This window comes from Chitinophaga sancti (assembly GCF_034087045.1).
GTDB lineage: Bacteria > Bacteroidota > Bacteroidia > Chitinophagales > Chitinophagaceae > Chitinophaga > Chitinophaga sancti_B.
Genome location: NZ_CP139247.1, coordinates 1782873 through 1797805, shown reverse-complemented (window position 1 = coordinate 1797805; position 14933 = coordinate 1782873). Strand labels below are relative to the sequence as shown.

17 protein-coding genes are annotated in these 14933 nt (G+C 45.2%); 5 read left to right on the top strand and 12 right to left on the bottom strand.

The features are described from left to right. Positions 1-20 precede the first annotated feature (20 nt). Positions 21-689: a peptidoglycan DD-metalloendopeptidase family protein gene (locus SIO70_RS07560; protein ID WP_320580334.1), complete on the top strand. Its 669-nt coding sequence runs from the start codon at positions 21-23 to the stop codon at positions 687-689. On the opposite strand, the gene SIO70_RS07555 is transcribed toward SIO70_RS07560, so the two are convergent. After that, entirely contained in the window at positions 678-1970 is a 1293-nt protein-coding gene (locus SIO70_RS07555; protein WP_320580333.1) for a M28 family metallopeptidase, read from the bottom strand. The genes SIO70_RS07560 and SIO70_RS07555 overlap by 12 nt on opposite strands. Positions 1971-2062: 92 nt before the next feature. On the opposite strand from SIO70_RS07555, the gene ruvB reads away from it, so the two are divergent. Next, positions 2063-3079 (top strand): Holliday junction branch migration DNA helicase RuvB, encoded by a 1017-nt coding sequence (gene ruvB, locus SIO70_RS07550; protein WP_414017924.1) that lies wholly within the window; start codon positions 2063-2065, stop codon positions 3077-3079. A 151-nt stretch (positions 3080-3230) separates the two neighbouring features. On the opposite strand, the gene SIO70_RS07545 is transcribed toward ruvB, so the two are convergent. The 7 genes from SIO70_RS07545 to SIO70_RS07515 all read right to left on the bottom strand — a co-directional run bounded on the left by SIO70_RS07545 (position 3231) and on the right by SIO70_RS07515 (position 9395). After that, positions 3231-4142 (bottom strand): bestrophin family protein, encoded by a 912-nt coding sequence (locus SIO70_RS07545; protein ID WP_320580331.1) that lies wholly within the window; start codon positions 4140-4142, stop codon positions 3231-3233. Between the two features lie 80 nt (positions 4143-4222). Further along, positions 4223-4702, bottom strand: a complete 480-nt coding sequence (locus SIO70_RS07540) for a hypothetical protein (protein ID WP_083724091.1) — start codon at positions 4700-4702, stop codon at positions 4223-4225. Between the two features lie 119 nt (positions 4703-4821). Then, positions 4822-6186: a HAMP domain-containing sensor histidine kinase gene (locus SIO70_RS07535; RefSeq protein WP_320580330.1), complete on the bottom strand. Its 1365-nt coding sequence runs from the start codon at positions 6184-6186 to the stop codon at positions 4822-4824. Then, complete coding sequence (locus tag SIO70_RS07530) at positions 6183-6875, bottom strand: response regulator transcription factor (protein ID WP_320580329.1); 693 nt, start codon at positions 6873-6875, stop codon at positions 6183-6185. The genes SIO70_RS07535 and SIO70_RS07530 overlap by 4 nt, the downstream gene beginning before the upstream one ends. Before the next feature lie 71 nt (positions 6876-6946). Then, positions 6947-7648 carry a response regulator transcription factor gene (locus SIO70_RS07525; RefSeq protein WP_320580328.1) on the bottom strand — a complete coding sequence of 234 codons (702 nt, stop codon included), beginning with the start codon at positions 7646-7648 and terminating at the stop codon, positions 6947-6949. 77 nt (positions 7649-7725) lie between these two features. Continuing rightward, the gene (locus SIO70_RS07520; protein WP_320580327.1) at positions 7726-8517 is read right to left on the bottom strand and encodes a DUF3108 domain-containing protein; all 792 of its coding nucleotides are present in this window, start codon (positions 8515-8517) and stop codon (positions 7726-7728) included. A gap of 8 nt (positions 8518-8525) precedes the next feature. Beyond that, positions 8526-9395, bottom strand: a complete 870-nt coding sequence (locus SIO70_RS07515; RefSeq protein WP_414017912.1) for a hypothetical protein — start codon at positions 9393-9395, stop codon at positions 8526-8528. A 115-nt stretch (positions 9396-9510) separates the two neighbouring features. Here SIO70_RS07515 and ruvC point away from each other — a divergent pair, with 115 nt between their 5' ends. Together ruvC and SIO70_RS07505 are read left to right on the top strand one after the other, a co-directional pair. Continuing rightward, entirely contained in the window at positions 9511-10110 is a 600-nt protein-coding gene (gene ruvC / locus SIO70_RS07510; RefSeq protein WP_320580326.1) for a crossover junction endodeoxyribonuclease RuvC, read from the top strand. Positions 10111-10253: 143 nt separating this feature from the next. After that, on the top strand, positions 10254-10961 hold the full coding sequence (locus SIO70_RS07505) for a response regulator transcription factor (protein ID WP_320580325.1): 708 nt from the start codon (positions 10254-10256) through the stop codon (positions 10959-10961). Here SIO70_RS07505 and SIO70_RS07500 read toward each other — a convergent pair. The 4 genes from SIO70_RS07500 to rsmA all read right to left on the bottom strand — a co-directional run bounded on the left by SIO70_RS07500 (position 10939) and on the right by rsmA (position 13776). After that, positions 10939-11337 carry an HIT family protein gene (locus SIO70_RS07500; protein WP_320580324.1) on the bottom strand — a complete coding sequence of 133 codons (399 nt, stop codon included), beginning with the start codon at positions 11335-11337 and terminating at the stop codon, positions 10939-10941. The genes SIO70_RS07505 and SIO70_RS07500 overlap by 23 nt on opposite strands. An 83-nt stretch (positions 11338-11420) precedes the next feature. Beyond that, on the bottom strand, positions 11421-11894 hold the full coding sequence (greA, locus tag SIO70_RS07495) for a transcription elongation factor GreA (RefSeq protein ID WP_320580323.1): 474 nt from the start codon (positions 11892-11894) through the stop codon (positions 11421-11423). 197 nt (positions 11895-12091) lie between these two features. Then, positions 12092-13021 carry an NAD(P)-dependent oxidoreductase gene (locus tag SIO70_RS07490; protein WP_320580322.1) on the bottom strand — a complete coding sequence of 310 codons (930 nt, stop codon included), beginning with the start codon at positions 13019-13021 and terminating at the stop codon, positions 12092-12094. After that, positions 13018-13776 (bottom strand): 16S rRNA (adenine(1518)-N(6)/adenine(1519)-N(6))-dimethyltransferase RsmA, encoded by a 759-nt coding sequence (gene rsmA / locus SIO70_RS07485; RefSeq protein ID WP_320580321.1) that lies wholly within the window; start codon positions 13774-13776, stop codon positions 13018-13020. The genes SIO70_RS07490 and rsmA overlap by 4 nt, the downstream gene beginning before the upstream one ends. A gap of 85 nt (positions 13777-13861) precedes the next feature. On the opposite strand from rsmA, the gene pdxA reads away from it, so the two are divergent. Next, positions 13862-14926, top strand: coding sequence for a 4-hydroxythreonine-4-phosphate dehydrogenase PdxA (pdxA, locus tag SIO70_RS07480; RefSeq protein ID WP_320580320.1), 1065 nt, complete (start codon positions 13862-13864; stop codon positions 14924-14926). Positions 14927-14933 lie beyond the last annotated feature (7 nt).

The window sequence follows — 14933 nt, the reverse complement described above, 5'->3', positions numbered from 1 at the left end:
TGCCAGCCTTCTTTTTAACTATGTTAACCGAGATCTTACAACGCCATCAACCGTTTCAGCCGGTCGTACTCTTTGATCCCACACAGGATCACCTGTACCCAATGGATTTTACTGCCGCTAATACAGCGCTTACACCGGACATGCTGGACGATGAACACCGATTCAGTGACTACGTCTCCCAACTATTAGCCAAACACAATGCTATATTCGGTATAGGCGGATATAACGAACACAGAACCATCTATTCCCGTAGTGCACATTTCGATACAGAAGGCGAACCACGCCGCTTACACCTGGGTGTGGATATCTGGGGACCTGTAGGCACACCTGTATATGCACCACTAAATGGGCGTGTACATAGTTTTCAATTCAACAACCAATTGGGAGATTATGGGGCTACGATCATCTTACAACACGTGCTGGACAGTGTCACTTTTCATACCCTTTACGGGCACATGAGTGTAGCTGATCTGGAAGTATTAAAACCCGAGGCTCCAGTGGCGGCAGGTCAGATCATCGCCCACTTCGGGCCACTGACAGAGAATGGCCATTGGCCTCCACACCTCCACTTCCAGCTCATCATCGATATGGAAGGGAAGGCGGGAGACTATCCTGGCGTATGTCGTTATAGTGAAAGAGAAAGATACCTGGCTAATTGCCCTGATCCGAACCTCATCTTAGCGTTTTAAAACGCCTTCTTTATCTATTCTGGTTGGAGCATCTGTGCCATCTACAATGCTACGCGCACTGATGGCAATAGCCTGTATAGTTGAAGTGATATTCTTAATGTCCAATGAACTGACTTCATCACCTACACTATGATAGAGCTTATCTGTATCAATCTGGTCAGTAGAAATGGTATGCGCCGGTACGCCCTGTCTGGCTAGGGTTGCATTGTCTGAACGATAGAACAGTTGCTGGTCTGGATAAGGATCCGGGTAAAAATGGAAGGCGGAGTGCTGCAGGTTCTTTTCAAGGATCTTTCCAAAATCAGAGCGCTCATAACCGGTTATAAATGCACTGTTCTTACCGAACTTGGATTCCTTACCGATCATCTCAATATTGAACATCGCTACTACCTTTTCAGGATCCTGCTGCTGGGAGAAATACTTAGAACCATATCCGCCCATTTCTTCCGCCGTAAATGCAACAAAGATGATGGATCTGGCTGGCGGATGCTGTTTGTAATATTTCGCAAGCATGACCACCGCTGTTACTCCACTGGCATCATCATCTGCTCCATTGGCAATGCTATCCGTCCCCACTGGTTTTACAATACCCAGGTGATCGTAGTGACCGGAGAAGATAACATACTCATCTGGTTTTGTTTTCCCCTTGATCATTCCCACAATATTACTGAGGTATAAAGGAGTGACCTGCTGATTAGCTTTCACCTGCCAGTTTTTAATATCTTCTCCCTGTTTGAGTACTAATACTACCGTAGGCAGGCTATCCTGAAATTTACCGCCTCTTGACTGTACATTCTCATAGAACTTTTTAAAATCTTCTGTATGCGCAGAATCTACCCATACAATAGTATTCCTTTTTACATCTCTGACTTTTCTCAGCGATTCATAAAATTGTTCGGAAGCCGGCAGCGATACAGCTGCTACATCACTCTTTTCGTTCCAGTCAATATTCGTAGTTACACCAATTAGGATCACTCTGCCATCATGCGCTCTTGCTCCGTTCAGGTACAGTTCCTGTGTACCGGGAGTAGTATTGAAACGATGAAATGCCTGGCGGAAATTGGCAGCGCCTGTCAATGGTTGAAGACCGGCTTTACTATATTCTTTTTCAAGAAACTGAGCCGCTTTTTCAATACCGGGCTCGAAGGTTTTACGCCCCTGCATATCATCGGCGGCAAGAGTAGTAATAATACGTTTTACTTCCTGCTCCTTAATGTCCTGGGCGTATGTGGCAAGGGTGGAGACACTGAAAAGGAGGGTTAAAATGCGCGTGTGTTTCATATTGAGAGGTTGCTAATTATCAAATATAACCGAAAATTCGAAGCTGCCACAGGCGATTTTTTGGTAACTTTCACCCTGATATGTCGAATCCGATAAGACCAGATGAAGTCCGCCAAAGTGCGGCAGAAAAGGAGTTTGAAAACAGCATCCGGCCCAAAGAAATCGTCGATTTCTCGGGACAGGAGCAGATTATTGAGAACCTCAAGATCTTTATCAAGGCCGCCAAACTGAGAGGCGAAGCGCTGGACCATGTGCTCTTTCACGGCCCTCCCGGATTGGGTAAAACAACGCTGTCCCGGATTGTCTCCAACGAAATGGGGGTCAACATCCGTGAAACCTCCGGCCCTGTAATTGAGAAACCTGGTGATCTTGCCGGTCTGCTCACCAACCTCGAGCCAAAGGATGTGCTGTTCATAGATGAGATTCACCGGCTCAGTACCGTGGTGGAAGAATACCTTTATTCTGCCATGGAAGACTACCGCATCGATATCATGATCGATACCGGTCCAAGCGCCCGCGCCATCCAGATCTCATTACACCCGTTTACACTCATAGGGGCTACTACCCGTTCAGGGTTACTCACTGCTCCCCTGCTCTCCCGCTTTGGTATCAAGTCAAGGCTGGAATACTACAACTCCGCTACCCTGCAAAAGATCATCTGGCGAGCTGCCGGCCTGCTGGAGACAAAGATCACCAGCGAGGCTGCAATGGAAATAGCGCGGAGATCAAGAGGTACCCCCCGTATTGCCAATGGCTTGCTGAGAAGGGTAAGAGACTTTGCACAGGTAGTGGGTAATGGTACTATCGATATGGATATTGCTAAATTCAGCCTGAAAGCACTGAACGTAGATGAATACGGGCTGGACGAAATGGATAACCGTATCCTGCAGGTCATTATCGAAAACTTTAAAGGTGGCCCGGTGGGTATAACCACCATCGCTACGGCTGTAGGCGAAGAAGCCGGCACACTGGAAGAAGTATATGAACCATTCCTCATACAGGAAGGGTTTATCAAGCGTACCCCACGTGGAAGGGAAGTAACTGAGAAAGCATATGTACACCTCGGCAAAACACCCAGAAGTGGTGCCAGCGGTGGCTTACTATTTTAATTAAAATACTAAAGGGCTGACCATTGTATCGCTGGCCAGCCCTTCCTCCTCAAAACGGTGATCAGGGAGTTTGTTTAATCTTTAACCAAACTTTTCTTCTTAAATTTTACTCCCCCTCGTACCAATCAATCTTTACCAATATATATAACTACTACATCACATAATAACTGTACACGGGCGGTGTTTCCGGTACATGATTGTCATTCAGCATCTGCCGCAGATCCCTTTCAATAGTACGCGCAATGGCCGTCATTGGTGTATCAGTTGGTTTGTTGTCAAACGGATCCTGCAGGTGTATCGCCATCTTCTCAATCAACAGGAAAGACGCTGCAATCGCACCTACCAGCGGCACTGCCGCGTAACCAAAAAACTCTATCACTCCAAACGGTAATAACATGATAAAGAAGTTCAATGCAAAATGTATATACAAGCTGTAGGTTGAAGGAAATACTGTATTCTTAATACGCTCACACTTACCCATGCTATCACTGAACTTATTCAGTGTAGAATCTATCTGCACCTGCTGATAAGCATTGATCCAGTCACGTTGCAGCGCTATCTGCAAATCCTTTGCATGCAGCTCCAGCAATGCCATCGGCACATTTGCAAAGCGCGCTACATAAGCAACTTCTCTCTTAGGAATCAGTCGCTCCAATCCTTCTGTTGCAGACAATCCTCTCAGTTGCTGACCCAGAGAATAACACCATGCCATCTGTCTGCGGATCATTCTTTCACGCAACCGTTCTGCCTCTTCCGGAAATTCATTGCTATGTATAAAAGTGAGTACTTCTCTTGTAAAGGAGCGGGAATCGTTCACGATTGCGCCCCACACTGTACGTGCTTCCCACCAGCGGTCATACGCCTGGTTAGACCGGAATGCAAGCAGCAATGATATTACTGTACCCATAATCATTGGTACACTCAATGGGATGTTGATAGTTTCTTTCAGATTGAACCGGTCATGTATTAACACTATCACAAGAGTATATAATACAACCAACGCGATTTCATATTTTATCTTCCCAAACACATATCTAAAGGGTATATTTTTCTTGAGTAGCATAAGACCTGTAGTTTTAGAGTGATTTACAAATAGCGCTCCCCCCTCCTTAAAGGGAAAGAGCACTACTCAAACAGACACATCTATATTTCAAATAGTTCGGACATTGCCGACACCAGCATCCGCTCTTTCTTCTTCAGCGATACATGGTGTACGGGTAGGTTGCTCTTCCTGATCAGTGCTGCCGGATCATAACTGTTGGGTGATGCCTTGCGGAAATTAAATTCAGCAGGACATACAATCGCATCAATATTGTGGTACAACAAAAAGTTGCGAAACACACCATTGCTGCGGCCCATCAGAAACTCGGTTTTCAGCGACCGGATGGCTGAGCCATATTTATTCTTTAATATTTCACTGGCCTCCTTATAATCTTCGGTGATCAGATCATAGTGTGATGACCTCCTTGACAACATCATCAGATCCATGATAGAACCCGGCATCTGCAGTGCATGCATCATCACAATATTCAAGGGTTCACCAGCCCCAAAGCGATCTACAACATGATGAACTACACGAAGAGACCTGATGGAAAAATCTGTAGGGATCAAAATATGTTTCATGTGCTTTGATTTATAACACAAAGCTATTTCCACGAGATTAGGAACCCGTAAACAGAAGATAAAAGAAGATTAAAAATGTGGTAAGAATCCGGTAAAATGGGGTAAGAATCCGGTAAGAACTACGCTACCGGCAGGGTGATCCGTATCTCTGTTCCCTTGCCTTGCTGGCTGTTTACAATGATATTGCCCCCGTGCAGACGGATGATATTACGGGATAATGGCAACCCGATACCATATCCTTTATAACCACTAGTATTAGACGCGCGGAAGAAAGGATCATAGATAAATGGCAATTCAGATGCAGGAATACCTATCCCCTGATCCTGGATCAACAGGATAATATTGGTATCAGTAGCGGCCAAAGCCACACTCACCGGGTGGTTATCAGAATACTTGCAGGCATTCTGTACAATATTGCTGAATGCCAGGTGCAATAACTGCGCATCTCCCAGGATGAAAAGCTTTGCCTCATCTTCCGGCAACATGGAATAATCTATTTCTACTTGATTTTCAGGATTGATCTGGTCGATGGTATCTTTTACAGAGAAGATCAGTTCATCCACCCGTATCCGTTCGCGTTGTTGGCCTTTACCACCAAACCCTGTCTGGGCAAGGCGCAGCAAGCTCTTCGTAATGTGTTCCAGGCGTTCAGCTTCTCCCAGTATTACTTGTATAGACTGCCTGTATTCCGCATCTGAGCGTTGCTTATTCAGTGCCAGTTCCGCTTCTCCAATGATAGCGGTGAGCGGTGTTCCCAGTTCATGAGAGGCATTACTTACAAAGTTGTTCTGTGTTTCGAAAGCCGTTTCCAGCCTGTCCAGCATGTTATTGAACGTCTGTGCCAGTTCGAACATCTCATCGTTACTATCAGGCGGATCCAGCCGCAGGTGAAGGTTATGGGCCCTGATATTTTTTACCTGGGCAGTCATGACCCTTACGGGTTGCAGAATGTATCTTGAAAAGAAGAACCCCGCTGCCAGCACCAGTATACCGGCAGTACCCAGGCAAATGGTCAGTACGTGCTTCAGATCCGCCATGTAACGGCGGCCAAAGTCATTGCGGGCAGAGACAATCACGATATAGCGGTCAGGATCTGAGCCAAATTCAACACCAGTAAAGAACATATCACCACTACGATGATTCGCTTTCCCCTGCAACTGTACCATTTCAAAGAAGGAACCGGGCAGGGAAGCCAATGAAGTGGGGCGGTTAAAATGCCCTTCCTTATCCAGTTTCAGGAAGTATTCTTTTTCATATGGCATACGTTCCAGGTGCTCATTACGGATTTCCGTATAGGTAGCACTGTTATCTCTGTCTTTGATCAGGGCAGCACGCGCAGCAACGATGGCGCGTATTTCAAGACGTTTATAAAAGTCAGTAAAAGAGTATTGATTGGCGAGAAAGTAAGCACCACCAGCTATCAGCGTGATAATAAAAACTGTCAGCGCAGTAAAAAGGATCAGTATTTTGACACGTATACTCATGCTTCTTCTTTCAGCATATAACCCATACCAACCACAGTCTGGATAAGGGCTGGCAGGTCTTTGCGGTTTACTTTCTTGCGGAGGTAATTCACATATACATCCACTACTTTGGTATTCATATTAAAGTCGATGCCCCACACATTTTCCAGGATCTCCATTCTTGACAACACACGACGGGGATTGCGCAGAAAATATTCCAGCAACCGGTATTCTGTAGCAGTGAGCGTGATACTTTCCCCGCTACGGCTGGCGCTTTTAGTATCTGTATTCAGTTCCAGGTCAGCGAGTTTAAGCAGGTTGGCAGCAGGTAGAACGGCGACAGTATTGTCCGGTTGTCTTCTTAATAAGGAGCGGATCCGGGCCAGCAGTTCCGCCTGTTTGAAGGGTTTGATCAGGTAATCATCTGCCCCGCTATCCAGTCCGGATACTACATTCTCCGTAGAACCCAGTGCGGTGAGCATCAGGATGGGGGTCTTATTTTGTTGGGTGCGCAGCTCCTTGCACACGGCAATTCCACTCATGCCCGGTAGCATCACATCGAGTATGATGAGCTGAAACGGATGTTCTAAGGCCATTTGCAGACCGGTAGGCCCATCCATGGCTACAGTCACATCATATCCTGCTTCGGTAAGATATCGGTGTATGAAGGATACAACTGCCGGTTCGTCCTCTATTAACAATAATTTCATGCGCTATCAAAAATAAGGCTGACTGAAAAGATACGAATCTTTTCAGTCAGCCTCAGAGCTATTTTAAAGTCTTAATCTTTCACCACCAGGCGGAAACCATTACCATGAATGTTCACGATTTCAATATTCGAATCTTCCTTCAGGTATTTGCGCAGCTTGGCGATATACACGTCCATACTACGACCGTTGAAATAAGTATCGCTGCCCCATATCTTTTTCAGCGCCAGTTCACGCGGCAGCAGGTCATTCTTATGCTCGCACAGCATGCGTAACAGTTCGTTCTCTTTTGGAGAGAGCGTATGTGTTTCGCCATCGCGGGTCAGGGTACGCAGGCGGGCATTGAATTCGTAACGGCCTATTTTAAATTCGTGTACCTCTTCCTCTTTGCTGTTCAGTTCCTGGTTTCTTTTCAGGATCGCTTTGATCTTCAACAGGAGTAGTTCGCTGTCAAATGGCTTGGCAATATAGTCATCAGCACCCAGCTTATAACCCTGGATGATGTCTTCTTTCATTGTTTTGGCAGAGAGGAAGAATAAAGGAATATCCGGATCTACATCCCGGATTTCCTCGGCTAGTTTAAAACCATCCATATTAGGCATCATGATATCCAGCAGGCAAATGTCAAATTTCTCCCTTCTGAAGGCAGCCAGCGCCAGAATGCCATCACGGCACAGCTCCACGTCATAATCGTTCAGTTCAAGATAATTTTTGAGCACCATACCCAGGTTGGTATCATCTTCTGCCAGTAATATCTTTGGTTTACGTTCTTCCATATATAATAAAGTATTAATGTACAAACAAATATAGTTAGTCAGATGTTCACATAAAGTTAAAATAAGCCCAAATGGGATTATTTTGAGATGAGAGAGGAAAATGGATAGCGAATATTCTTGTACCCGATCATATCTACCTTAATACTACCCACGGAAATGGGACTATCAATACGGAGGGGGATCTTATTGCCATCGTCACTTACCCATACGCTCATTTTCTCTCCGCCTTCGAACATGGAACCTTGCAGCAGCAGGGGGGCGAACCGGATAGCCCGGAACTTACCGAACTTGGTTTCGACGATTTCCTTACCAATATAGCGTACATAGATGTTGTACACCTTGTCATCGAGGAACATATTGAAAGGGATCTTATCGCCTGGCTTATATTTATTAAAATCAATATTACGGGCGTAGTAGATAGCGCTGATCACGTCCTGCACACAGGGGGGCACCTTGTAACTGCCTTTGGTGCTGACTGCGGTATGCTGTGCCTGATAAAAGGTTACATCATTGTGGAGCCGGTACCCGCCTTCCTCTACATCGCGGAGGAACTTCATGGGCATCATATTGGCAGTATCTATAAAGCTCTGGTATCTGTCGCGGACCTTAAAGAACCAGTCGTAGGTTCTGTAAGTCTTACCTTCTGCGGAGATGTGGTAAACGTCTTTGCCGTTGAACTTTTCTAGATTACAGTTAAACGTAGCTTCACCTGCACCAATATATACTCTTCCCAGGGTATAGAAAACTTTGAACGTGATACTCTCGCCTGCTTTAAAGCTGGTATTCGTGATACCGCAAAAATCGTTTTGGGCATACAGGGGGCGGATAATGGCCAGACTAAAAACAACTGTGAGTAGAATGAACCGCATTGACGAAGCTATTTTTCCTTAAAAATCTTAATTCCCAGCAACAGCACACTACCTAAAACGGCCGGCAGCACAAGGTTGACCAGCCAGATAATGACGGTTGCAGCTATGATAGCAGGACTGTTCATACTGAGGAATCCCATGAAATACAGGCTTATTTTGCCTCTCAGACCCAGTTCCGCGATGGCGATGGTTGGAACCATAGCCATAACGAGATAAATGACAGCGTTCATCAAAAATCCTTGCCACCACAGCATTTCAACGCCCAATGTGTTTAGCAAAATCAAATACTGTGCCGAGAAGACCACATACCGTAAGGCCGAGAGGAGCAATAAGTGTTCGAGGTCTGTATTGGAGTAACGAACAATTATTTGGACAAAAATCCGGGCCTTCCTTAACAATGGTATTCTTTCAAAGATTGATAGAATAATCTGCAGCCGAAAATATAACAATATGATCAAGCCACAAATTATCAGGAGCACTCCAAACGATATTTTTTCCCATATGGAATAGCCAGTACTATGCTCAGCCCTGACTGGCGTGAAGTTAGCCACAAAGTAAATAAAGCCAGTTAACCCAAAGATAATAGTAACTATGAGCTGGCTAAAGCTGCCCACCATTGTTGCAGCAATTGCCTTTAATTTGCTTCTATTATTACGGACATAGAGTACCCGCCCCCCATATTCTCCGATTCGGTTAGGTGTGTTGATGGAAAATGAGACTCCGGAAAGTATAGCCCTGAACGCACGAAGGAACGACATGGGTTGAAGAGGTTTGATCAGCATTTGCCACTTGCGGGCTTCCAGCCCCCAGTTGACCAGCATGCCTACCAATACCACCAGCATGGCCACAACGCCTTTACGCTCAAGGGTATCTACCATTTGCTGAAGAGAACTCTTTAAATTAGGTTGGTGGAGCAGTTGGTTATAAATGGACCAGGCTAACCAGGTAAAAAGGACTGCCCCCAGCAGGTAATTGAGAATTATTTTGGTATTTTTGTTCAGACATCAAGATTTTGGCAAAAATAAACTGTGGTTGGCAAACAAGTCGAAAATAATTCTCGGTATTGATCCGGGTACATTGGTAATGGGCTACGGGCTCATTCTGGTGGAAGGGACGAAAGCCAGCCTGCTGGAAATGGATGTGTTAAAACTATCCCGTCACAAAGATCACTACGAACGGTTGCAATTGATACACGCCCGTGTAAATGAACTGATACGCTTGCATAAACCGGCTACCTGCGCAATCGAGGCCCCTTTCTTTGGTAAGAACGTACAAAGTATGCTCAAACTGGGCAGGGCACAGGGGGTGGCTATCGCTACTGCCATGCAGGCCGGCGTACAAGTAACTGAGTATTCACCCAAAAAAATAAAACAGTCCATTACCGGCAACGGTAATGCTGGTAAAGAACAAATCTGGCAAATGCTCCAAAGAATCCTGAAATTTTCGGAACGCCCTGATTATCTGGATGCTACAGATGCTGTCGCAGTGGCCGTCTGCCATTTTTTCCAGGAGTCCAGCGTCATGCCCGATACCAGCAAGGCAAAGGGTTGGGACGCGTTTCTACAAAAAAATCCTGGTCGGATAGTCGGTTAATTATAGGGATTAGCGTATAGGTTTTTCCAGAAGTTAATAAATTGTATTTACTTTGAATCAAAATCTTCATAACTCGCTCCCCCTGACGACACATGGAGCTATACACCATAAACTATGGTATTTTATATAATCAGCATCAAGCTATGAAAGCAAGAATCCTATTGGTGGAAGATGATCAAAATGTTGGTGCGGTAACAAAGAAGCGGTTAGAAGAAGCAGGCTACGATGTGGTACATAGCACAGACGGACAAATGGCCTGGGAGCAGTTCCAGTTACGAACCTTTGACATATGTTTACTGGATGTGGTAATGCCCAAAAAAGACGGTTTCACACTGGCAGAACAAATCCGGAGAAAAAACGACTTCATTCCTATCCTCTTTCTCACCTCGAAAGCAATGGATGAAGATAAAATTAAAGGATTTAAAACAGGAGCTGACGACTATATTACCAAACCATTCAGCATGCAGGAACTCTTGCTGCGCATTGAAGTATTCCTGAAAAGAACCAAGAGTGCCGTAAACACTACGACAGAGAAACGCACGCAGTATAACATCGGCAAACTCACCTTTGACTATAATGACCTCATTCTTCGCGAAAAGAACGGAGAGGTTTCCAGCACGCTTACACAAAAAGAAGCTGACCTGCTCAAATACCTTTGCGATAATGCTAACAAAACGCTGAAAAGAGAAGAGATCCTCTTCCACGTTTGGGGCAAAGATGACTATTTCCTGGGCCGAAGTATGGACGTGTTCATTACCAAGCTGAGGAAACATTTCAGAACAGATCCCGCTGTAAAGCTGGAAACCCTCCATGGTGTAGGCTTCCGCTTTAACGTGCCAGGACAGCTGTAATCTGCTCCTGAATAGCCTTGAACGCTGCTTCTGACAGCTTGAGCTTAGGACGCTGGAAGTTCATGTCGTCAATTGAATTAATAGGTATCAGATGCATATGCGCATGCGGTACTTCCAAACCAACCACACTCATACCTACACGATTGCATGGAAATGCATGCTCTATCGCCTGCGCAATTGGCTTAGCAAACAACAACCACTCGCCCAGCAAATCATCCGTCACATCGAAGAATTTGTCTATCTCCACCTTTGGAACAATCAATGTATGCCCCTTCACTAATGGAAAAATATCCAGGAAAGCATAAAAACTATCATTCTCAGCTATACGGTAGCTGGGAATTTCACCGTTGATGATTTTCGTAAAAACAGATGACATAATGCGGGTTTTTAAAGAACCTTAAAGGTAAAAAAAAAGCCTTCCGCATGATTCGGAAGGCCCTGATATCTTCAGAGAGATAATTATATTGTAATATCCTCTACTTTGAATTTAATGACACCATTAGGAGTAGAGATTTCTGCAACATCACCTATCACTTTGCCTAGCAATCCCTTCCCAATGGGAGAAGTCACTGAGATCTTGTTCGCTTTCAGGTCCGCCTCTTTCTCCGAAACCAACTGATAGGTCACGGTTTTCTTAGTACCTACATTTGTAATAGTCACTTTACATAAAATAGATACTTTGGAGGTATCAATGGATTCTGCGTCTACTATTCTGGCAGTAGCGATCGCATTCTCTAGTGTGGCCAGCTTGGCCTCATGTAAACCCTGCGCCTCTTTTGCTGCGTCATACTCCGCATTTTCCTTCAAGTCACCTTTCTCTCTGGCCTCCGAAATAGCCCTGGCAATTTCTGCCCGGCCTTTTGTTTTTAGGAAATTGAGCTCTTCACGCATCTGGTCCAGGGTCTCCTTGGTAACGTAGTTAATACCAGACATAACGTTATTTAGTTTAAGAATAAAGAAAAAAAATCAACGCCCCCGTTTGCACAGAAGCGTTGTAAATTTGTATTAAAGCAAATATAACGAAAAAATGCTGAATCCCCTAAAGAATGTCACATATAGGGTAATCCTAATACATGAATCTGCCACCCCTGAATTGTAAGCATTCCTAATGACAAATTCTCCCTGCAGGCCTATATCACATGCAATTTCTCTAACACAATCCTGGCCATATTAATGCTCGCCTCATGCGTATATCCCGCTATGTGCGGAGTCATCACTACATTCGGGTTATTCAGCAGTTTTTGCAGCTGATCTTTCTCTTCCTGACTGTAAGTAGCCAGCTTTTCATTCTCCTGTACATCCAGTGCCGCCCCTCTCAGCAACCCCTCTTCCAGCGCCTGGATCAGATCCGGTGTGTGCACGATCTTCCCCCTCGCCGCATTCAGGAACCAGATAGGTTTGTGGAAGGAACGGAAAAAGGCAAGGTTCGCAAGGTGTTTGGTTTCCGCTGTCAGTGGCAAGTGCACACTCACAATCTCAGCTTCGGCAAACAGTTGCTCCATTGTCGCTTCCTGTACATAATCGTTGCTGAAACCGGTTTTATATTTATCATAAGCCAGGATCTTTGGCTCAAAGCCTCTCAGCTTGCGTGCATAAGCACTGCCAGTATTACCATACCCAATAATGCCTACCGTGCGGCCTCCTATTTCAAAACCCCTGTTCCCATCTCTTTCATAAATGCCCTGGCGCAATTCCAGGTTACTCTTCAGCACATTGTTCATCATACACAACAGCATACCAACCATCTGCTCACCTACCGCTTCCCTGTTTCCTTCCGGACTGCTCGCACAATGAATACCCTTGCTCTCCGCATACGCTACATCGATCAGTTCCATACCGCTGCCCAGTCGCCCGATCCATTGCAATTGCGATGCACGGTTTATAACAGGCTGGTCTATCTTCATGCGGGTGGTTACAATCAATCCTACGTATTCGTGAATAGCTCCAAGTAGCTCCTCGTATGTAATGGCAGGCTGGTAGCTGACCTCAAATCCCTTCTCTTCCAACCTGTCAATTAAGTAATTGTGCGCTTTAGCTGTAATTAATACTTTCCTGCTCATATCATCTTGTGGGATAATGCTACAAAATCTGCTACGGTCAGCTCTTCTGCCCGTTTGGTAAAGATGCTGTCCTGTAGTACTTCCTTATCAAATAATGTTTTTAATGGATTCCGTAATTGCTTACGACGCTGGCCAAAGGCAGTTTTTACCAGGTTCTTAAATTTCCGTTCATTCTGAATATCATAATTCTCATTTTCTTCCAGCCTGTGCAATCGAATCACTGCCGACTTCACCTTCGGAGGCGGATTGAAACAGCTCTCACTCACCTCAAACAGGTATTCTACCCTGTAATAAGCCTGAATGAGCACACTCAAAATGCCATAGTCCTTATTCCCATGCTTTGCAGCTATACGCAAAGCCACCTCTTTCTGAAACATTCCGACCACACAGGGTACCTGTTCCTTCCAGTCCAGTATGCGAAACATGATCTGGGAAGAAATGTTGTACGGGAAGTTGCCAATAACATTGAATTTCCCCTCAAAAGGCGGCTTCATATCCAGAAAACTCTCATTAATGAGCTTTCCCTGAATAGCCGGATAAGTCTTCTGGAGGTATTCTACCTTTTCAGTGTCCAGCTCTACAGCCCTGAAAGATGTATCTGGTAGTTCAAGAAGGTATTTTGTGATGGCGCCCGCACCAGGCCCCACTTCCAGCACTTGCTGATCCGGAATTACAGGTAGTGAATCAACAATCTTTCTGCAAATGTTATCGTCCTTGAGAAAGTGCTGCCCAAGCGATTTTTTAAGTGTATACATGTTCAGGTGTCAAAATTACGGAAATCAGTTTGAATAAGTTTCTCCCTTAATTCTTGTTATATTTGCCCATTATTCTCAAAAACGCATGAGTAGCAACGCCCAGACAAACAAGCCGGTAATTGGTATCACCGTTGGTGATATTAACAGCATTGGCGCCGAATTGATTATCAAGACCTTTGCGGATAACAGAATGCTGGAGTTTTGTACCCCGGTGATATTTGCTTCCAACAAGACGATCAACTTCTATCGCAAGTTGATGAATGAGAACAACTTCAACTATCAGAGTCTGAAAGAATTCTCCAGGCTGAACCACAAGCAGGTGAATGTATTCAACTGCTGGGAAGAAGAAGTACAGATCACACCAGGTATACTGAATGAAACAGGCGGTAAATACGCTGCCCGTTCCCTCGCAGTCGCCATCGAATGCCTGAAAAATGGTGAAATAGATGGTCTGGTGACCGCTCCCATCCACAAAAAGAACATACAGAGCGAGCAATTCAATTACACTGGTCACACACCTTACCTCAGAGATGCCTTTGAAGCAAAAGATGTGCTCATGTTCATGACTGCCGATAATATGCGTGTAGGATTGCTCACCGAGCATGTACCTATCCGTGATGTAGCAAAATATGTGACCCGCGAAAACATCCTGGCTAAACTGGCTATGATGAAAGATAGCCTGATCAGAGACTTTGGGATCGACCAGCCACGCATTGCAGTACTGGGTCTGAACCCACATGCCGGCGATGATGGCCTGATCGGTGACGAAGAACTGAGAGAGATCATCCCTGCTATTGACCATGCAAAGAACCATGGTATACTTTGCTTTGGTCCTTATAGCGCCGATGCCTTCTTCGCAAGGAACATGCACGCCTCCTTCGATGGCGTACTGGCTATGTACCACGACCAGGGACTGATCCCATTCAAGTCACTGGCTACCGGCGAAGGAATCAACTTCACCGCAGGTCTGCCTATCGTACGCACCTCTCCTGACCATGGTACTGCATTTGATATTGCAGGTAAAAACCTGGCAGATCACTTCTCTTTCCGCCAGGCAATCTTCTCCTGTCTGGATATTATTGAGAAGAGAGAACAGTATGCGGAGAACACGCAGAACCCACTCAAGAAAATAGAATTAGCTTCTGAATAACATAATA